General features: G+C 59.0%; 18 protein-coding genes. 5 read left to right on the forward strand and 13 right to left on the reverse strand.

Translation table 11 applies throughout. The features are described 5' to 3' along the window. Positions 1-25: 25 nt before the first annotated feature. The 8 genes from KHO07_RS09930 to KHO07_RS09965 all read right to left on the reverse strand — a co-directional run bounded on the left by KHO07_RS09930 (position 26) and on the right by KHO07_RS09965 (position 8818). Positions 26-787 carry a secretin N-terminal domain-containing protein gene (locus KHO07_RS09930; protein ID WP_212627070.1) on the reverse strand — a complete coding sequence of 254 codons (762 nt, stop codon included), beginning with the start codon at positions 785-787 and terminating at the stop codon, positions 26-28. A 171-nt stretch (positions 788-958) separates the two neighbouring features. Continuing rightward, positions 959-1384 (reverse strand): GNAT family N-acetyltransferase, encoded by a 426-nt coding sequence (locus KHO07_RS09935; RefSeq protein WP_150735179.1) that lies wholly within the window; start codon positions 1382-1384, stop codon positions 959-961. Then, on the reverse strand, positions 1377-2546 hold the full coding sequence (locus KHO07_RS09940) for a cupin domain-containing protein (protein WP_212627071.1): 1170 nt from the start codon (positions 2544-2546) through the stop codon (positions 1377-1379). The genes KHO07_RS09935 and KHO07_RS09940 overlap by 8 nt, the downstream gene beginning before the upstream one ends. Positions 2547-2632: 86 nt before the next feature. After that, positions 2633-4003 carry an adenylosuccinate lyase gene (purB, locus tag KHO07_RS09945; protein WP_007972090.1) on the reverse strand — a complete coding sequence of 457 codons (1371 nt, stop codon included), beginning with the start codon at positions 4001-4003 and terminating at the stop codon, positions 2633-2635. A 124-nt stretch (positions 4004-4127) separates the two neighbouring features. Beyond that, positions 4128-4751, reverse strand: a complete 624-nt coding sequence (gene hflD, locus KHO07_RS09950; protein WP_075947941.1) for a high frequency lysogenization protein HflD — start codon at positions 4749-4751, stop codon at positions 4128-4130. Further along, positions 4748-5881 (reverse strand): tRNA 2-thiouridine(34) synthase MnmA, encoded by a 1134-nt coding sequence (mnmA, locus tag KHO07_RS09955; protein WP_150735177.1) that lies wholly within the window; start codon positions 5879-5881, stop codon positions 4748-4750. The genes hflD and mnmA overlap by 4 nt, the downstream gene beginning before the upstream one ends. 59 nt (positions 5882-5940) lie before the next feature. Further along, on the reverse strand, positions 5941-6387 hold the full coding sequence (locus KHO07_RS09960) for an NUDIX hydrolase (RefSeq protein WP_150735176.1): 447 nt from the start codon (positions 6385-6387) through the stop codon (positions 5941-5943). A gap of 205 nt (positions 6388-6592) precedes the next feature. After that, positions 6593-8818, reverse strand: a complete 2226-nt coding sequence (locus KHO07_RS09965) for an NADP-dependent isocitrate dehydrogenase (RefSeq protein WP_212627072.1) — start codon at positions 8816-8818, stop codon at positions 6593-6595. Between the two features lie 493 nt (positions 8819-9311). Here KHO07_RS09965 and icd point away from each other — a divergent pair, with 493 nt between their 5' ends. Further along, positions 9312-10568, forward strand: a complete 1257-nt coding sequence (gene icd / locus KHO07_RS09970; protein ID WP_075947937.1) for an NADP-dependent isocitrate dehydrogenase — start codon at positions 9312-9314, stop codon at positions 10566-10568. A gap of 83 nt (positions 10569-10651) precedes the next feature. Here icd and cspD read toward each other — a convergent pair whose 3' ends face one another. Next, positions 10652-10918 (reverse strand): cold shock domain-containing protein CspD, encoded by a 267-nt coding sequence (gene cspD, locus KHO07_RS09975; protein ID WP_150735174.1) that lies wholly within the window; start codon positions 10916-10918, stop codon positions 10652-10654. A gap of 225 nt (positions 10919-11143) precedes the next feature. Here cspD and clpS point away from each other — a divergent pair, with 225 nt between their 5' ends. Beyond that, on the forward strand, positions 11144-11527 hold the full coding sequence (gene clpS, locus KHO07_RS09980) for an ATP-dependent Clp protease adapter ClpS (protein ID WP_020799529.1): 384 nt from the start codon (positions 11144-11146) through the stop codon (positions 11525-11527). A gap of 30 nt (positions 11528-11557) precedes the next feature. Beyond that, positions 11558-13828 carry an ATP-dependent Clp protease ATP-binding subunit ClpA gene (gene clpA / locus KHO07_RS09985; protein ID WP_075947936.1) on the forward strand — a complete coding sequence of 757 codons (2271 nt, stop codon included), beginning with the start codon at positions 11558-11560 and terminating at the stop codon, positions 13826-13828. 113 nt (positions 13829-13941) lie between these two features. On the opposite strand, the gene infA is transcribed toward clpA, so the two are convergent. The 4 genes from infA to trxB all read right to left on the reverse strand — a co-directional run bounded on the left by infA (position 13942) and on the right by trxB (position 16740). Beyond that, positions 13942-14160, reverse strand: a complete 219-nt coding sequence (infA, locus tag KHO07_RS09990; RefSeq protein WP_002553999.1) for a translation initiation factor IF-1 — start codon at positions 14158-14160, stop codon at positions 13942-13944. A 111-nt stretch (positions 14161-14271) separates the two neighbouring features. Next, positions 14272-14979, reverse strand: coding sequence for an arginyltransferase (locus tag KHO07_RS09995; protein WP_150735173.1), 708 nt, complete (start codon positions 14977-14979; stop codon positions 14272-14274). A gap of 57 nt (positions 14980-15036) precedes the next feature. Then, entirely contained in the window at positions 15037-15717 is a 681-nt protein-coding gene (gene aat, locus KHO07_RS10000; protein ID WP_150735172.1) for a leucyl/phenylalanyl-tRNA--protein transferase, read from the reverse strand. Between the two features lie 63 nt (positions 15718-15780). Continuing rightward, on the reverse strand, positions 15781-16740 hold the full coding sequence (gene trxB, locus KHO07_RS10005) for a thioredoxin-disulfide reductase (protein ID WP_150735171.1): 960 nt from the start codon (positions 16738-16740) through the stop codon (positions 15781-15783). 307 nt (positions 16741-17047) lie between these two features. Here trxB and KHO07_RS10010 point away from each other — a divergent pair, with 307 nt between their 5' ends. Together KHO07_RS10010 and lolA are read left to right on the forward strand one after the other, a co-directional pair. Further along, on the forward strand, positions 17048-19456 hold the full coding sequence (locus KHO07_RS10010) for a DNA translocase FtsK (protein WP_150735170.1): 2409 nt from the start codon (positions 17048-17050) through the stop codon (positions 19454-19456). Positions 19457-19523: 67 nt separating this feature from the next. Then, entirely contained in the window at positions 19524-20147 is a 624-nt protein-coding gene (gene lolA, locus KHO07_RS10015; RefSeq protein WP_150735169.1) for an outer membrane lipoprotein chaperone LolA, read from the forward strand. Positions 20148-20251: the final 104 nt, after the last annotated feature.

The raw sequence follows: 20251 nt of genomic DNA on the forward strand, positions 1-20251 counted from the left end.
GACTAATCAGTCAGTTTTCGGTGACTTAGTCCAAAGTGTCGACTTTCACTCGCAGGGTCATGTCATCGCGCCCTTGAGTCGAGTAGCTGCGGGCTACGCCCTGTTTGTCGGCCTGAGTCTGGCGATTCACGCCAGCCAGCAAGATCCATTCGCCCAGGCGCCCGGTGACGGTTGTGTCGGTACTTTGTACGTTCACTACATCGGGACGTTCCTGGCTCATGCGGTCACGGTTGGTACTGATCGACAGGTGAACGATTTCACCGGTGACGTTGGCGGTGACGTAAAAACCCTGGGTGACGTTGCGGTATTCGGTCTGGCTGCGCAGGTCGCCGTAGGAGTCCGACTGGGTGCTGGTCAGTGGCACGCTTTGGCCGACCTGGATCAGTGCCGGCATGCCATCGGTGGCCTGGACTTGTTGAATCCCGCCGTCACGGCTTGCGGTGCTGCGGCTGATGATGCGGGTCTGACTGGGCTTGGTGCCGTTCACCGAATAACCCTGGTCGCCCTGTACGTTGTTTTCGTTGGTATCGACGGTGATCAGCAGGCGCTTGGGTGCGGTGTCGAGTTGGCCGATCAGTGCCTTAAGTTCGTCGATCTTGCGTTGATCGGCATTGACGATGAGCTGATTGCCATAGGCGCTGACGGTGCCGTCCTTGCCGACGAAATCCTGCGCCACGGGCAGCATGTCGGCACTGGTGTGGTAATTCAAAGGCACGATTTCGGTGGCTGCCATGACCGAAAAACTGCAGGTCACCAGCAGTGTGGTGAGCAGGGTGCGTAGGGACATATCCGTTATCTCCGCCAACTTCAAAGTGTTGATATTGCCAGTTTGTCGGCCCGGTAGGGGGCAAGTTGAATCGTAGACAGCAAAACGCCCCGGCATCGTGTGATGTCGGGGCGTTTTGCGGTGCGATCGAAGCTTTTGTGGCGAGGGAGCTTGCTCCCTCGCCACGGGGTATCAAGCCGAATGGCGAACCATGTCCACATGCGGAATCCCTGCTTCCAGGAACTCCTCACTGACCAGGCTGAAGCCCAGGCGCTCATAGAACGCCGTGGCTTGAACCTGGGCGCTGAGCATCTGTTGCTTGAGCCCGCGCTCTTCGGCTTCGCCGATCACGGCTTGCATCAGCGCATCGCCGACTTTCAAGCCGCGCCAGTCCTTGAGCACCGAGACCCGGCCGACGTGACCGTCGGGCAGCAGGCGTGCGGTACCAATCGGAAAGTCGCCTTCGAACGCAAGGAAATGCACGGCGGTTGCGTCGTCGGCGTCCCATTCCAGTTCAGGTGGTACGCATTGCTCGGCGACGAACACCGTTTCACGAATGCGCCGGATCTCGGCGTTGTCCTTTTGCCAGTCTGCGACACGTACGTGAATCTTATTCATCGGCGAACCCCAGGCTTCCTTGCTTGACCAGTTCGCACAGCAGGCCGCGGCCGTCTTCGTCGCTCAGCCAATCACCAAGGTTGTCGATGTGCAGGGCGTCGGCGGCGCAGATCATCTTCAGCAGTTCGCGCAGTTTGCCCGGCAGATAACGGCTCTGGCCGCTGGCGAACAGTAGCAGGTCGTCATCGACTTCCGACCACGCCAGGCGCGCGCTCGGGTTGCGGATCAGTACGGCGCCTTGCTCCAGCGCACCGAGGACGTCCTCTTCTTCGAGGTCTTCAGGGCCGACCACCAGTTCCGGGTAACGCGGTTCGGTCATGAACTGGCCGAACCAGGTCAGCAGCAGGCGCTCGTCGCTCATGTGTTCGGCCAGCAGGCTTTTCAGGCGATCGAGGGCGTCGTGCTGGATCTGGTGTGGATCGGCAGCAGGCAGGGCGTCGGCGTCGGTGTAGCGCTCTTCGTCCGGCAGGAACTGGCTGAGGAAGTCGGTGAAGTGGGTCAGCACTTCAGCGGCGCTCGGTGCGCGGAAACCGACCGAGTAGGTCAGGCAATCATCAACGGCAACGCCGCAGTGGGCCAGGCGTGGCGGCAGGTACAGCATGTCGCCCGGTTCCAGGACCCACTCATCGGTCGCTTCGAAATCAGCGAGGATGCGCAGGTCGGCGTGTTGCAGCAGCGGGCTCTCGGAGTCGCACATCTGGCCGATTTTCCAGTTGCGCTTACCGTGGCCTTGCAGCAGGAACACGTCGTAGTTGTCGAAGTGCGGACCAACGCTGCCACCCGGCGCGGCGAAGCTGATCATCACGTCGTCGATGCGCCAGCTCGGCAGGAAACGGAAGTTTTCCAGCAGTTCGCTGACTTCCGGTACGAACTGGTCGACGGCTTGAACCAGCAGGGTCCAGTCGCGTTCCGGCAATTTGCTGAATTCGTCCTCGGCAAACGGGCCGCGACGCAATTCCCATGGACGCTCGCCGTTCTCGATGATCAGGCGCGATTCAACTTCTTCTTCCAGCGCCAGGCCGGCCAGTTCGTCAGCGTCGATCGGGCTTTCGAAATCAGGAATGGCCTGGCGGATCAGCAGTGGTTTTTTCTGCCAGTAGTCGCGCAGGAATTCCCGTGCCGTGATGCCGCCCAGAAGTTGCAGAGGAGTGTCAGGATTCATGTGTAACCTATTGAAAAAAAGCACTTTTCATACGGGAATAAAAACGCCCGGCGCGGCCGGGCGTCTTAAAGGGTTCTAACGGTCGATCAGATGCGTTTGGCTTGCTCTACAGCGTTACCGATGTAGTTGGCCGGGGTGAGCAATTTCAGCTCGGCCTTGGCTGCGGCTGGCATGTCCAGGCCGTCGATGAAAGTCTGCAGTGCTTCGGGGCTGATGCCCTTGCCGCGGGTCAGTTCTTTCAGCTTTTCGTACGGGTTTTCGATGTTGTAGCGACGCATCACGGTCTGGATCGGCTCGGCCAATACTTCCCAGCACGCGTCCAGGTCAGCGGCAATCTTCTGCTCGTTGAGCTCCAGCTTGCTGATGCCTTTGAGGCTGGCTTCGTACGCGATCACGCTGTGGGCGAAGCCGACACCGAGGTTGCGCAGTACCGTGGAGTCAGTCAGGTCGCGCTGCCAGCGGGAGATCGGCAGCTTGCTCGCCAGGTGCTGGAACAGTGCGTTGGCAATGCCCAGGTTGCCTTCGGAGTTTTCGAAGTCGATCGGGTTGACCTTGTGCGGCATGGTCGACGAGCCGATTTCGCCAGCGATGGTGCGCTGCTTGAAATAACCCAGGGAGATGTAGCCCCAGATATCACGGTCGAAATCGATCAGGATGGTGTTGAAGCGTGCAATGGCGTCGAACAGCTCGGCAATGTAGTCGTGCGGTTCGATCTGCGTGGTGTACGGGTTGAAGCCCAGGCCCAGCTCGTCTTCGATGAAGGCGCGGGCGTTGGCTTCCCAGTCGATCTCAGGGTAGGCCGACAGGTGAGCGTTGTAGTTGCCGACAGCGCCGTTGATCTTGCCCAGCAATGGCACGGCAGCGACTTGAGCGATCTGGCGCTCGAGGCGGTAAACCACGTTCGCCAGTTCTTTGCCCAGGGTGGTCGGCGAGGCTGGCTGGCCGTGGGTGCGCGACAGCATCGGTACATCGGCGAAACGGATCGCCAGTTCGCGGATGGCGTTGGCGGTCTGGCGCATCAGCGGCAGCATCACGTCATCACGGCCTTCGCGCAGCATCAGGGCGTGGGACAGGTTGTTGATGTCCTCGCTGGTGCAGGCAAAGTGGATGAATTCGCTGACCTTGGCCAGTTCCGGCAGCTTGGCCGCTTGCTCTTTGAGCAGGTATTCGATGGCTTTGACGTCGTGGTTGGTGGTGCGCTCGATCTCTTTGACGCGCTCGGCGTGCTCCAGAGAGAAGTTTTCCGCCAGGGTGTTCAACACCGCGTTGGCTTCGGCGGAGAACGCCGGCACTTCGCTGATGGCAGGGTGAGCGGCCAGGCGCTGGAGCCAGCGCACTTCAACCAGGACGCGGGCACGGATCAGGCCGTACTCGCTGAAAATTGGGCGCAGGGCCTGGGTTTTGCCGGCGTAGCGGCCGTCAACAGGGGAAACCGCAGTGAGCGAAGAAAGCTGCATGGGGTGTTCTCGGACAGTCGGGCAACGAAATGGGGCGCGTATCATACATGAAAAAATCCGCCGGTCCGTCGCCAACTGACCGGCGTATTACGCGTATTGCTAAGTCTGGAACTGTCGATGCGGGTTATTCGTTACGCATCAAGGGGTAAAGCTCTTTGAGCAATTTGCGGCGGCTGATCACCAGCTGCCAGCGATGCCCGCCCAATTGTCGCCACAGGCGCGCCGAACGAATGCCGGCCAGCAGCAAGGCGCGAATTTTCGAGGCATTGCTCGGTTGCTGCAGATTGCGCATGTCGCCGTGCACCTGGATGCGTTGGCGCAGGGTGCTCAGGGTGTCCTGGTACAGCGCGCCGCAGGCGGCCACCACGTTTTCGTGGGCCGGGCCGAAATGTTCGACCTGGGACTGAATTTGCGGCAGACGCTTGCCGATGATGTCCAGCATATCGCTGCGCTTGGCCAGTTGGCGCTCAAGGCCGAGCATGGCCAGCGCGTAGCGCAGTGGCTCGCGCTGCAGGGCGCTCGGGTCGCGTTCAAGGGCGCCGATCAACGCGCGATAACCTTCACGCAGATTGAGGTCGTCGCCGCCGTAGACTTCCAGGGTGTCCTTGGGGTCGCGGATCAACAGGCTGCCGAGCATGCAGGTCAAGCCTGCTTCGCTGGTCTGGCCGGTCTTGGCGATCTTGTCGACCAGCACGGCGGCGAGAAACACGCCGCCCAGCGCGGTCAGTTGTTCCTGGGTCGGGGTCATTGGGCCTGACCTTTACTGGTCCATGGCTCAGCCACTTCAATGACGCCGCCGCCGAGGCAGATTTCGCCATCGTAGAACACCACCGATTGACCGGGAGTGACCGCGCGCTGCGGATCATCGAACGTCGCGCGGTAGCCGGTGGCGGTCTTTTCCAGGGTGCAAGGCTGGTCGCTTTGGCGATAACGCACTTTGGCGGTCAGCTTGCGCGGCTGGCTCAGGTCGATCGGGTTGACCCAATAGATATCCGAAGCGAGCAGGGCGCGGGAGAACAGCCACGGGTGATCGTTGCCCTGGCCGACGATCAGCTCGTTGTGCTCCAGGTCCTTGATCAGCACGTACCACGGCTCGTCACTGGCGTCTTTCAAACCGCCGATGCCCAGGCCCTGGCGCTGGCCGATGGTGTGGTACATCAGGCCGTGGTGACGGCCGATGATTTCACCTTCGGTGGTTTTGATTTCGCCCGGTTGCGCCGGCAGGTATTGCTTGAGGAAGTCGCTGAAACGGCGTTCGCCGATAAAGCAGATCCCGGTGGAGTCCTTTTTCTTCGCGGTCGCCAGTTCATATTTCTCGGCAATCGCGCGCACTTGCGGTTTTTCCAGTTCGCCGACCGGGAACAGGGTCTTGGCGATCTGCTCACCGCCAACGGCGTGCAGGAAGTAGCTCTGGTCCTTGTTCGGATCGAGGCCCTTGAGCAGTTCGGTGCGGCCGTCGATGTCGCGGCGACGCACATAGTGACCGGTGGCGATCAGGTCGGCGCCCAGCATCATGGCGTAGTCGAGGAACGCCTTGAACTTGATCTCGCGGTTGCACAGGATGTCCGGGTTCGGCGTGCGTCCGGCCTTGTATTCGGCCAGGAAGTGCTCAAACACGTTGTCCCAGTACTCGGCGGCGAAGTTGGCGGTGTGCAGCTTGATGCCAATTTTGTCGCACACGGCCTGGGCGTCCGCCAGGTCATCCATGGCGGTGCAGTATTCCGTTCCATCGTCTTCTTCCCAGTTCTTCATGAACAGGCCTTCCACCTCATAACCCTGCTCGATCAGCAGGAGGGCGGAAACGGAAGAGTCCACGCCGCCGGACATGCCGACAATGACGCGCTTCTTTTGTGTGTCAGAAGGGGCTGGATCACGCATAGGGATTCAATGAGTGTCTTGAAAAAGGACGCGATTCTAGCAGGCTCAGGCCCGCAAGGCTAAAGAGAAGGACGGATCAATTCGAGGCTGAAGTGCTGGCCGCCCAGATAGTCGTCGATGCAGCGGATGATCAGCTCGCTGCGCCAGTTGTCGCGCTGCTCGATTAATTCGTCGCGGGTCAACCACTTGGCGGCGATGATGCCGTCGTCCAGTTGATAGTCCGGGTGGTGTTTCAGTGGTTTGGCGATGAAGCAGACTCGTTGGTAAGTCACGCCGTTGCTTGGGGCTGTGTAGAGATAAATGCCCAGCACGCCGGTGGGTTCGACGTCCCAGCCGGTTTCCTCGAGGGTTTCGCGGATGGCGGCTTCAATCAGGGTTTCGTCCGGATCAAGGTGGCCGGCGGGCTGGTTGAGTACGTTACGCCCGGCCTTGTGTTCTTCAACCATCAGAAAGCGGCCGTTGTCCTCGACGATGGTGGCGACAGTGATGTGGGGTTTCCAGTCCATGTGTTGCCCTCGATTCTGAATGTTGAAATACATACTCTGCAGGAGCTGGCTTGCCAGCGATAGCGGTAGGCCAGTCACCACTAATGTTGAATGGTAGGCCGCCATCGCTGGCAAGCCAGCTCCTACAGGGTTTTGTGTAGATCCATAAAAGGCGCAAACACAAACCCCGGCACGGGGCCGGGGTTTGTGGTGCTTCCTTACAACCTTACACCAGCGCAGCAATCGCCGCGTTGAGTGTGGCGCTTGGGCGCATGGCTTTGCTGATCAGCTCGGCACTGGCGTGGTAGTAACCGCCGATGTCGACTGGCTTGCCCTGAACGGCGTTGAGCTCGGCAACGATGGTTGCTTCGTTCTCGGTCAGGGTCTTGGCCAGGGTCGCAAACTGCGCTTGCAGTGCAGTGTCTTCGGTCTGGGCAGCCAGGGCTTGAGCCCAGTACAGCGCCAGGTAGAAGTGGCTGCCGCGGTTGTCGATGTTACCGACTTTGCGCGATGGCGACTTGTTGTTGTCCAGGAACTGGCCGGTGGCCTGGTCCAGGGTCTTGGCCAGAACCAGCGCCTTTGGATTGTTGTAGGTCGCGCCCAGGTGTTCCAGGGACGCGGCCAGTGCCAGGAATTCACCCAGCGAATCCCAGCGCAGGAAGTTTTCTTCCAGCAGCTGTTGAACGTGCTTCGGAGCCGAACCGCCGGCGCCGGTTTCGAACAGGCCACCGCCATTCATCAGCGGCACGATCGACAGCATCTTGGCGCTGGTGCCCAGTTCCATGATCGGGAACAGGTCGGTCAGGTAGTCGCGCAGTACGTTGCCGGTCACCGAAATGGTGTCCTTGCCTTCGCGGGTGCGCTGCAGGGTGTACTTCATTGCGTCGACCGGTGCCATGATCTGGATGTCCAGACCGGCAGTGTCGTGATCCTTCAGGTAAGCCTGAACTTTCTCGATCACCACGCCGTCGTGGGCGCGCATTGGGTCCAGCCAGAAGATCGCCGGGGTGCTGCTGGCGCGAGCACGGTTGACGGCCAGTTTGACCCAATCCTGGATCGGCGCGTCTTTGGTCTGGCACATGCGGAAGATGTCGCCGGCTTCAACCGGCTGTTCCAGCAGCAGGGTGCCATTGGTGTCGGTCACGCGGACCACGCCGTTGGTCTTGATCTGGAAAGTCTTGTCGTGGGAACCGTACTCTTCGGCTTTTTTCGCCATCAGACCGACGTTCGGCACGCTGCCCATGGTGGTTGGGTCGAAAGCGCCGTTTGCCTTGCAGTCTTCGATGACCGCCTGGTAGATGGTGGCGTAGCAGCGATCCGGGATCACAGCCTTGGTGTCGTGCAGCTGACCGTCGGTGCCCCACATTTTGCCGGAGTCACGGATCATGGCCGGCATCGAGGCGTCGACGATAACGTCGCTCGGCACGTGCAGGTTGGTGATGCCTTTGTCGGAGTTGACCATCGCCAGGGAAGGGCGAACGGCGTAGACCGCCTGGATGTCAGCTTCGATCTGCGCTTGCTGCTCGGCCGGCAGGGCCTTGATGCGAGCGTACAGGTCGCCGATGCCGTTGTTCAGGTTGAAACCGATCTGGGCCAGCACGTCAGCATGCTTGGTCAGTGCGTCTTTATAGAACTCGGCAACGATCTGGCCGAACATGATCGGGTCGGAAACCTTCATCATGGTGGCTTTCAGGTGAACCGACAGCAGCACGCCTTGTGCCTTGGCGCTTTCGATTTCAGCGGCAATGAATGCGCGCAGAGCGTTTTTGCTCATGACGGCGCAGTCGAGGATCTCGCCAGCCTGAACGGTGGTCTTTTCTTTCAGGACGGTGGTGGTGCCGTCTTGAGCGATGAGTTCGATCTTCACGGCGCCAGCGGCGTCGATCAGGGCAGCTTTTTCGCTACCGTAGAAATCACCGGTGCTCATGTGCGCGACGTGGGACTTGGAGTCCGCAGCCCAGGCGCCCATTTTATGCGGGTGCTTGCGAGCGTAGTTCTTGACCGACAGCGGCGCTCGACGGTCGGAGTTGCCTTCACGCAGAACCGGGTTCACGGCGCTGCCCTTGACCTTGTCGTAGCGCGATTTGACTTCTTTGTCAGCGTCGCTGGTCACGGTTTCCGGGTAGTCCGGCAGGGCGTAGCCCTGGGCTTGCAGTTCTTTGATCGCGGCTTGCAGTTGCGGAACCGAGGCGCTGATGTTCGGCAGCTTGATGATGTTGGCTTCAGGCGTAACGGCCAGGTCGCCCAGTTCGGCGAGGTGGTCGGCTACGGCTTTGTCACCCAGTTGCTCGGGGAAGCTGGCCAGGATGCGCCCTGCAAGAGAGATATCGCGGGTTTCCACGGCGATATCAGCCGAGGCGGTGAACGCCTCTACGATAGGCAACAGTGAATAGGTGGCGAGGGCTGGGGCTTCGTCGGTGAAGGTATAGATGATCTTCGAGCGGGTGGGCATATTCGGATTAACTCTCTCTTCTTTGCTAAAGCGTGCGCAGAAACTCGAGGGGCGCCGGGTAAGCGCGTTCGTTCAAAGTCATCCATGAGCCGAATATCGAGGTTTCGTTGCTGTGATGTTGGGTGCATCAGTAGGGCGTCAGGCAGCCGGACTGCGGTAACAGGCCGGCCTGTCGAGCTGAAAGCCTCATCATAGAGCCTTTCAGTCGTCGTGACCCTTTGGTCAGCGGCGGCATTATACATAGGTAGCTGGCAATCTGCCGATGGTTCATACGCAACGATTCTCGTCCATTGGTCTAAAGGTCGCAGGGGCGAGTGGCGCGCATCGTCATTCGTCGTGCTGGAGTTTGGCGCTTTTCCCTTTGCTTTCAGGCTTGTAGCGCGCGAGTTGTAGGGCTTTGCAGCAGATGGATGGAACATAGGGTTTGCGCGCCGATTCAACTGGGTTACGCTCGAACCAAGCCAGATGTTCAATCCAATCAATGGAGTTCAGCATGGGTTACAAGAAGATTCAGGTTCCGGCCGTCGGCGACAAAATCACCGTCAATGCAGACCATTCTCTCAATGTTCCTAATAACCCGATCATCCCCTTCATCGAAGGTGACGGCATTGGTGTCGACATCAGTCCGGTCATGATCAAGGTTGTCGATGCTGCTGTGAAAAAGGCTTACGGCGGCGAGCGCAAGATTTCCTGGATGGAAGTGTACGCCGGGGAAAAAGCGACTCAGGTTTACGATCAGGATACCTGGCTGCCTCAGGAAACCCTGGATGCGGTCAAGGATTACGTGGTTTCCATCAAAGGCCCGCTGACCACGCCGGTCGGTGGTGGCATCCGCTCGCTCAACGTGGCGCTGCGTCAGCAACTCGACCTCTACGTCTGCCTGCGCCCGGTGCGCTGGTTTGAAGGCGTGCCTAGCCCGGTCAAGAAGCCAGGCGATGTCGACATGACCATCTTCCGCGAGAACTCCGAAGACATCTACGCCGGCATCGAGTGGAAGGCCGGTACGCCGGAAGCCACCAAGGTCATCAAGTTCCTTAAAGAAGAAATGGGCGTTACCAAGATCCGTTTCGACGAGAACTGCGGTATCGGCGTCAAGCCGGTTTCCCTGCAAGGCACCAAGCGTCTGGCGCGCAAGGCCCTGCAATACGTGGTCGATAACGATCGTGATTCGCTGACCATCGTGCACAAAGGCAACATCATGAAGTTCACCGAAGGTGCCTTCAAGGAATGGGCCTATGAAGTGGCAGCCGAAGAGTTCGGCGCGACCCTGCTCGATGGTGGTCCGTGGATGCAGTTCAAGAACCCGAAAACCGGTAAGAACGTCATCGTCAAGGATGCCATCGCCGACGCCATGCTCCAGCAGATCCTGCTGCGCCCGGCCGAGTACGATGTGATCGCGACCCTGAACCTGAACGGCGACTACCTCTCCGACGCCCTCGCGGCGGAAGTGGGTGGTATCGGTATCGCGCCGGGTGCCAACCTGTCCGACACCGTGGCCATGTTCGAAGCCACCCATGGCACCGCACCGAAGTACGCGGGCAAGGACCAGGTCAACCCGGGTTCGCTGATTCTGTCCGCCGAAATGATGCTGCGCCACATGGGCTGGACCGAAGCGGCCGACCTGATCATCAAGGGCACCAACGGCGCGATTTCCGCCAAGACCGTGACCTATGACTTCGAGCGTCTGATGGATGGCGCCAAGCTGGTTTCTTCTTCCGGCTTCGGCGATGCACTGATCTCGCACATGTAAGCGAACGACAGGCATGCAAAAAACCGCCCGGCTCGAGTGATTGAGCCGGGCGGTTTTTTATATGACTGGATGGCGGTGCGGTCTTAGGCCGTAACGGTCGATTGTGCGGTGGAAGTCACGGTTTTCGAGGCATCCACGGGGTTACCGATGTTGACCGCATGCAGGCCCTTGGGTCCCTGGATGATTTCGAATACCACAGCTTGTCCGGCCTTCAGGGTTTTATAACCATCCATCTGGACGGCCGAGTAGTGAGCAAACAGGTCTTCTGTCTTGCCGTCCTCATTGATGAACCCGTAACCCTTGGCATTGTTGAACCATTTGACCTTGCCACTGACCTTGACGCCTGACATACCCATATCCCTCTGCAACAGACTCCATCACTGGAGTATCATCCAGTTCATCCGCAGTCACTTCTTTAGAAAAAAGTTGACTCCGCGGACCTTTTTTACCCACTGTGGGCTCTATTGTTTGTAACACCCTTTTGCCGATAGTCAAGTTGACCCGGCAGTCGGAGTTGAAAACGCTGATAGCCGCCCCCACCACTGTATTTGAACAACAGACGAACCTTTCTTTCCATGCATGCAATCAGCCAGATTCGACTAACATTCAATCAGGATCGCCCGACTCTCCAGAAAGATCGCCCGGAGGAACACGACGACGATTCCGCAGGCATTGCTGTTCAGGAGGCCAAGCCTGCGTTACAGGCGCCGCCAATGTACAAGGTGGTTTTGTTCAATGATGACTACACACCGATGGATTTCGTCGTCGAAGTGCTCGAGGTGTTTTTTAACCTGAATCGCGAGCTGGCGACCAAGGTCATGCTGGCCGTTCATACAGAAGGACGGGCAGTATGTGGAGTGTTTACCCGCGACATCGCCGAGACGAAGGCCATGCAGGTCAACCAGTACGCCAGGGAAAGCCAGCATCCGCTACTCTGTGAAATCGAGAAGGACGGTTAATCGCCGACCACTTGGGTATGAGGTGAAGCTATGTTAAACCGCGAGCTCGAAGTCACCCTCAATCTTGCCTTCAAGGAGGCCCGTTCGAAGCGTCATGAATTCATGACCGTCGAACATCTTCTGCTGGCCCTATTGGACAATGAGGCTGCCGCCACTGTTTTACGTGCGTGCGGCGCAAACCTCGACAAACTCAAGCATGACCTGCAGGAGTTCATCGACTCCACCACGCCATTGATCCCCGTGCATGACGAGGATCGTGAAACCCAGCCAACCCTGGGCTTCCAGCGTGTACTGCAGCGTGCTGTGTTTCACGTACAGAGCTCGGGCAAACGCGAAGTGACTGGCGCCAACGTGCTGGTCGCGATCTTCAGTGAGCAAGAGAGTCAGGCAGTGTTCCTGCTGAAACAGCAGAGCGTTGCGCGCATTGATGTCGTCAACTACATCGCTCATGGCATTTCCAAAGTGCCAGGGCATGGCGATCACTCTGAAGGTGAGCAAGATATGCAGGACGACGAGGGCGGTGAGTCTTCATCTTCAGGCAATCCCCTGGATGCTTATGCCAGCAATCTTAATGAACTCGCGCGCCAGGGTCGTATCGATCCGTTGGTAGGTCGTGAGCTGGAAGTCGAACGCGTTGCGCAAATCCTGGCGCGTCGTCGTAAAAACAATCCGCTGCTGGTGGGCGAGGCGGGCGTGGGTAAAACCGCGATTGCCGAAGGCTTGGCCAAGCGCATTGTCGACAACCAGGTGCCGGACCTGCTGGCCAACAGCGTGGTTTACTCCCTTGATCTTGGCGCGTTGCTGGCCGGGACCAAATACCGCGGTGATTTCGAGAAGCGCTTCAAGGCGTTGCTCAATGAACTGAAAAAACGTCCGCAGGCGATCCTGTTCATCGACGAAATCCACACCATCATCGGTGCGGGTGCCGCGTCCGGTGGCGTAATGGATGCTTCGAACCTGCTCAAGCCATTGCTGTCGTCCGGTGATATCCGTTGCATCGGCTCGACCACCTTCCAGGAATTCCGCGGGATTTTCGAGAAGGACCGTGCCTTGGCCCGGCGCTTCCAGAAAGTCGACGTGTCGGAGCCTTCGGTGGAAGACACCATCGGTATTCTGCGTGGCCTCAAGGGTCGTTTCGAGAGCCATCACAATATCGAATACAGCGATGAAGCCCTGCGCGCGGCCGCCGAACTGGCTTCGCGCTACATCAATGACCGTCATATGCCGGACAAGGCTATCGACGTCATCGACGAGGCGGGAGCCTATCAGCGCCTGCAGCCGGTCGAGAAGCGTGTGAAACGCATCGAAGTGCCGCAAGTCGAGGACATCGTCGCGAAAATCGCGCGGATCCCGCCAAAGCATGTCACCAGTTCCGACAAAGAACTGCTGCGTAACCTTGAGCGCGACCTGAAGCTGACAGTGTTTGGTCAGGATGCAGCGATTGATTCGCTGGCAACTGCGATCAAACTGTCCCGTGCCGGCCTGAAGTCGCCCGACAAGCCTGTTGGTTCGTTCCTGTTCGCCGGGCCTACCGGTGTCGGTAAAACCGAAGCGGCGCGCCAATTGGCCAAGGCTTTGGGTGTCGAGTTGATTCGCTTCGACATGTCCGAATACATGGAGCGGCACACTGTATCGCGTCTGATTGGTGCACCTCCGGGCTATGTCGGGTTCGATCAAGGCGGTCTGCTGACCGAAGCCATCACCAAGCAGCCTCACTGCGTGCTGCTGCTCGATGAGATCGAGAAGGCGCATCCGGAAGTCTTCAACCTGCTGTTGCAGGTGATGGACCACGGTACGCTGACCGATAACAACGGGCGCAAGGCGGACTTCCGAAACGTGATCGTCATCATGACGACCAACGCCGGTGCCGAGACCGCAGCGCGTGCTTCGATCGGTTTCACCCATCAGGACCACTCGTCCGATGCGATGGAAGTGATCAAGAAGAGCTTCACGCCGGAGTTCCGCAACCGTCTGGACACCATTATCCAGTTTGGTCGCCTCAGCCATGAGGTCATCAAAAGCGTGGTGGACAAGTTCCTTACCGAACTTCAGGCGCAGCTGGAAGACAAGCGTGTATTGCTGGAAGTCACCGATGCTGCCCGCAGCTGGCTGGCGGCCGGTGGTTACGACTCGGCAATGGGTGCTCGACCAATGGCCCGCCTGATCCAGGACAAGATCAAGCGTCCACTGGCGGAGGAGATTCTCTTTGGCGAACTGGCCGAACATGGTGGTGTGGTGCACATCGACATCAAGGACGGCGAGCTGACCTTCGATTTCGAGACCACAGCCGAGATGGCCTGACGTTAAACCGCAACAAAGCAAAAAGGCGCCGAATTGGCGCCTTTTTGCTGTCTATCAAATCGCAGGCAAACAAAAACGCCCGGCATTAAGCCGGGCGTTTTGTATTGACTTGATTAGCGAGCGCGGTAAGTGATGCGCCCTTTGCTCAAGTCATAGGGCGTCAGCTCGACGCGCACTTTGTCACCGGTAAGAATACGGATGTAGTTCTTGCGCATCTTGCCGGAAATATGCGCGGTTACGACGTGCCCATTTTCCAACTCCACGCGAAACATGGTGTTGGGCAGGGTGTCGACGACAGTGCCTTCCATTTCGAAGCTGTCTTCTTTCGACATGCAGTAAAGCCCTCGGTGTCCAGTGAATGGCCCGGTGCAACTGCGCCAGGCAAAAGCGGCGTGCATTGTGCCCGAAAAGTGGGGGTCAAGCCAAGGGGTTTAGGGTGGGCTCTAGTTCAGGACGACCCAGCGCTGGTTAACCAGCAGCTCTATGGGGCGGTATTGCGTCTTGTAGCTCATTTTTTTGCAGTTTTTGATCCAGTAACCCAGGTAGACCGCCTCCAGCCCCAGCCGCCGGGCCTCGGCGATTTGCCAGAGGATCGCGTAGCGCCCCAGGCTGCGTCGTTCTTCCGCCGGTTCATAGAAGGTGTAGACCGCCGAAAGGCCGTTGGGCAGCAGGTCGGTGACGGCGATCGCCAGCAACCGTCCGTCGAGACGAAATTCGTAGAACCGGGAAAACGGCAGGTCACGTACCAGGAAGGTGGAAAACTGATCGCGGCTGGGTGGGTACATGTCGCCATCGGCGTGGCGTTCTTCGATGTACCGTTGATAGAGATCGAAATACTCTTCGCTGAAACCCGGCTTCGCCGGGCGCACTTGCAAGTCGGCGTTGCGCTTGAAAATTCGCTTCTGCTGACGGTTGGGGGTGAATTGTCCTACAGGGATGCGCGCGGGCACGCAGGCATTGCAGTTCTGGCAATGGGGACGATAAAGATGATCGCCACTGCGACGAAAACCCATTTCCGACAGGTCTGCGTAGACATGCACGTCCATGGGCTGGCTAGGGTCAAGGAACAGGGTCGTGGCCTGCTCCTCAGGCAGATAGCTGCAAGAGTGGGGCTGAGTGGCATAGAACTTCAAACGCGCCAACTCGGTCATGATCAACCCTCGGGATAATGCTTTCGATTAAGTGTAAGCCACGCGCGTAAAAGTCGCTCAGCAAACCCAGGTTGCGCGGCTGGGTTGATCAAGATATTGCGCCAGATAACCGGCAAACGCGCTGCGGGGAATGGCTCGCGCGCCGAGGCTGTGCAGATGGTCGGTAGGCATCTGGCAGTCGATCAGGACAAAACCCGAGTCTTTCAGATGTCGCACCAGGGTGGCAAAACCAAATTTGGACGCGTTGTCGGCTCGGCTGAACATTGATTCGCCGAAAAACATCCGCCCCATCGCCAAGCCATACAGACCGCCCACCAGTTCATCCTGATCCCAGACTTCCACCGAGTGCGCGAACCCGCGGCGATGCAGTTCAATGTAGGCGTCCTGCATCGCCCCGGTGATCCAGGTGCCGTCGGCATATTCCCTGGGGGCTGCGCAGGCGTGGATCACGGCGGCAAAATCGCGATCGAAAGTCACCTGATAACGTTGCTGGCGCAGCAATTTATTCAGGCTGCGGGAAACGTGCAGTTCGTCGGGAAACAAAACCGTGCGTGGGTCGGGCGACCACCAGAGGATTGGCTGACCCTCCGAGAACCACGGAAAGCAGCCGTGACGATAGGCCTGGATCAGCCGATCGGCGGACAGGTCGCCACCGGCAGCCAGCAACCCGTTGGGGTCGCGCATGGCTTTTTCCAGCGGCGGGAAAGTCAGGGTGTTGCGTTGTAACCAAGTCAGCATGGCGTCCGGGCTTGCAGAAGGGGAGGGCGGTGGCGGGCCATGGGCCCGCCTTCAAGTGTGCCGTTAAACAACGGGAATGTCGTCGAGGTATTTTTCCGCGTCCAGCGCCGCCATGCAGCCAGCTCCCGCCGACGTGACGGCCTGGCGATAGACGTGATCGGCTACGTCGCCGGCGGCAAACACGCCCGCAATGGCGGTTGCGGTGGCATCGCCCTCGCTGCCGCCCTTGACCAGCAGATACCCGTCGCGCATTTCCAGTTGGCCGACGAACAGGTCGGTATTGGGTTTATGGCCGATGGCGATGAACACGCCGGCCAGGGCCAGCTCACGGGTTTCACCGGTAATGCTGTCGCGCAGACGGGCGCCGGTCACGCCGCTGGCGTCGCCCAGTACTTCATCCAGATTCTGGTTCCAGTGCAGGCGGATATTGCCATTGGCGGCTTTCTCGAAGAGTTTGTCCTGGAGGATTTTCTCGGACCGCAACTTGTCCCGGCGGTGAATCAGATGAACTTCCCTGGCGATGTTCGACAAGTACAGCGCCTCTTCAACCGCGGTGTTGCCGCCGCCAATCACCGCGACCACTTGATTGCGATAAAAGAAACCGTCGCAAGTCGCGCAGGCGGAAACGCCTTTGCCGGCAAACGTTTCTTCCGACGGCAGCCCCAGGTATTGCGCGGAGGCGCCAGTGGCGATAATCAGCGCGTCGCAGGTGTAAGTGCCGCTGTCGCCAGTCAGTTCAAACGGGCGCTGTTGCAACTTGGCAGTATGGATGTGGTCGTAAACGATCTCTGTGGCAAAGCGCTCGGCGTGTTTTTGCATGCGTTCCATCAGCACCGGGCCGGTGAGGCCTTCGACATCGCCTGGCCAGTTATCGACTTCGACGGTGGTGGTGAGCTGGCCACCTGCCTGTATGCCGGTAATGACAACGGGTTTGAGGTTGGCGCGGGCGGCATACACGGCTGCGCTGTAACCGGCGGGACCGGAACCCAGAATGATCAGGCGGTGATGCTTCGCTTCGCTCATAAAAACACCTCATAAGCCTTTGTCACAAAAGAGAATGCATGCTCAAATTGAGTCGCATGTAATGTGCTGTTGACTATGCTACACCCAAGGATCACAAGCATGGCATCGGGCGTACAAACCCGTACAATGCCTGGCTGTAACAGCGTTTGTAACAAAATAAGCATTGCGTTTCGTGTTTATAAAAACCGGGGGGCAGTGTTAAAAGTAGTCTCAGTTATGGCTGTCAACTTTTTACCTGCCTGGATTGGGCAGTTTTTTATAGTCAATCAACAGATGGACGCGCCTTGGGCGCAGGAATAGTAGCGTTTTGAAGAAATCCACCGAAGCACCCAAAACAGTCGTGCCGCTCTGGCGTCAGCAATTGCACTACCGCCTCAAGGAAGGTGCATTGATCGCCATTGGCGCGTTGTGCCTGTTTCTGATGATGGCCTTGCTGACCTACGGCAAGGACGATCCGGGCTGGAGCCATAACAGCAAGATCGACGATGTTCAGAACTTCGGCGGCCCGGCGGGCTCCTACAGCGCCGATATCCTGTTCATGGTGCTCGGTTACTTTGCCTACATTTTCCCGTTGTTGCTGGCGATCAAGGCCTACCAGATCTTCCGTCAACGTCACGAGCCGTGGCAGTGGAGCGGCTGGCTGTTCTCCTGGCGCCTGATCGGCCTGGTGTTCCTGGTGCTGTCCGGTGCGGCGCTGGCCCATATCCATTTCCACGCTGCGACCGGTCTGCCAGCCGGCGCTGGCGGCGCGCTGGGCGAAAGCCTGGGTGACCTGGCGAAAAACGCCCTGAACATTCAGGGCAGCACGCTGCTGCTGATTGCCCTGTTCCTGTTCGGCCTGACGGTGTTTACCGACCTGTCGTGGTTCAAGGTGATGGACATCACCGGCAAGATCACCCTCGACCTCTTCGAACTGTTCCAGGGCGCAGCCAATCGCTGGTGGGCGGCCCGTACCGAGCGCAAGCAACTGGTGGCGCAACTGCGTGAAGTCGACGACCGCGTGCACGACGTGGTTGCGCCGACCGTCACCGATAAACGCGAGCAGGCCAAGGTCAAAGAGCGCCTGATCGAGCGTGAGCAGGCCCTGAGCAAGCACATGTCCGACCGCGAGAAACAGGTGCCGCCGGTTATCGCGCCTGCGCCGGTCAAGCCCGCCGCTCCAAGCAAGCGAGTCGAAAAAGAGAAACAGGCTCCGCTGTTCGTCGACAGCGCCGTGGAAGGCACCTTGCCGCCGATCTCGATTCTCGACCCGGCAGAAAAGAAACAACTCAATTACTCGCCTGAATCCCTGGCCGCGGTTGGCCACTTGCTGGAAATCAAGCTCAAGGAATTCGGCGTCGAAGTCACCGTGGATTCGATCCATCCGGGCCCGGTGATTACCCGTTACGAAATCCAGCCTGCCGCCGGTGTGAAAGTCAGCCGCATTGCCAACCTGGCCAAGGACCTGGCGCGTTCCCTGGCCGTGACCAGTGTGCGGGTGGTGGAAGTGATTCCGGGCAAGACCACGGTCGGTATCGAGATTCCCAACGAAGACCGGCAGATCGTGCGCTTCTCCGAAGTGCTGTCGACCCCCGAGTACGACAACTTCAAATCGCCGGTCACGCTGGCACTGGGTCATGACATCGGCGGCAAGCCGGTCATCACCGACCTGGCAAAGATGCCGCACCTGCTGGTGGCGGGTACCACCGGTTCCGGTAAGTCGGTGGGCGTGAACGCGATGATCCTGTCGATCCTGTTCAAGTCTGGCCCGGAAGACGCCAAGCTGATCATGATCGACCCGAAAATGCTCGAGCTGTCGATTTACGAAGGCATCCCGCACCTGCTGTGCCCGGTGGTCACCGACATGAAGGACGCGGCCAATGCCCTGCGCTGGAGCGTTGCCGAAATGGAGCGGCGCTACAAGCTGATGGCGAAGATGGGCGTGCGAAACCTGTCCGGCTTCAACGCCAAGGTCAAGGAAGCCCAGGACGCCGGCGAACCGTTGAGCGATCCGCTGTACAAGCGCGAGAGCATCCACGACGAGGCGCCGCTGTTGCAAAAGCTGCCGACCATCGTTGTGGTCGTCGACGAGTTCGCCGACATGATGATGATCGTCGGCAAGAAGGTCGAAGAGCTGATCGCCCGTATCGCCCAGAAGGCCCGTGCGGCTGGTATCCACTTGATCCTCGCGACCCAGCGTCCGTCGGTTGATGTGATCACCGGTCTGATCAAGGCCAACATTCCGACCCGTATGGCGTTCCAGGTGTCGAGCAAGATCGACTCCCGGACCATCATCGACCAGGGCGGCGCCGAGCAACTGCTGGGCCATGGTGACATGCTGTACATGCCGCCAGGCACCAGCCTGCCGATCCGCGTCCACGGTGCCTTCGTTTCCGACGACGAGGTTCACCGCGTGGTCGAGGCCTGGAAGCTGCGTGGCGCGCCGGAATACAACGACGACATCCTCAACGGTGTCGAGGAGGCCGGCAGTGGCTTTGAAGGCAGCAGCGGTGGTGGCGACGGTGATGATCCGGAAGCCGACGCGCTGTACGACGAAGCGGTACAGTTCGTTCTGGAAAGCCGCCGTGCCTCCATTTCCGCGGTTCAGCGCAAACTGAAAATCGGCTACAACCGCGCCGCGCGCATGATCGAAGCCATGGAAATGGCCGGCGTCGTGACGTCCATGAATACCAACGGTTCGCGTGAAGTCCTGGCCCCTGGCCCGGTACGCGACTGACCGGAATTGAAAAGGGGCGGCGCCCTGAGGCGTCGTCCGCACTCCCACGAATGTTATGAGGACTCCCATGCGTCTGATCCGCATGCTGTTGCTGCCGGTACTGGCTTTGACCACGCTCCAGGCTCACGCCGATGACAAGGACGTGGCGCGCCTGACTCAATTGCTGGAAAAATCCCAGACCCTGACTGCGCGTTTCTCCCAGCTGACCCTCGACGGCACGGGTACCCAATTGCAGGAAACCGCCGGTGAAATGTCCCTGCAGCGCCCGGGGCTGTTCTACTGGCACACCAATGCGCCAGCCGAGCAGACCATGGTCTCTGATGGCAAGAAAGTCACCCTGTGGGACCCGGATCTGGAGCAGGCCACCATCAAGAATCTTGATCAGCGTCTGACCCAGACCCCAGCCTTGCTGTTGTCCGGTGACGTGTCCAAGATCAGCCAGAGCTTTGACATCAGCGCCAAGGAAGCCGGCGGCGTGATCGACTTCACGCTGAAGCCGAAAACCAAGGACACCCTGTTCGACAGCTTGCGTCTGTCGTTCCGCAATGGTCTGGTGAATGACATGCAGCTGATCGACAGCGTCGGCCAGCGCACCAATATCCTGTTCACCGGCGTAAAGGCTAACGAGCCGATTCCGGCATCCAAGTTCAAGTTCGACATCCCCAAGGGTGCCGATGTGATCCAGGAATAACAGATTAACCCACTGATGAATTAACTGTGGCGAGGGAGCTTGCTCCCGCTGGGGCGTGAAGCACCCCCAAAAAAAGGGGACTGCTGCGCAGTCCAGCGGGAGCA

This window comes from Pseudomonas sp. PP3, from assembly GCF_905336995.1.
Lineage (GTDB): Bacteria > Pseudomonadota > Gammaproteobacteria > Pseudomonadales > Pseudomonadaceae > Aquipseudomonas > Aquipseudomonas reinekei.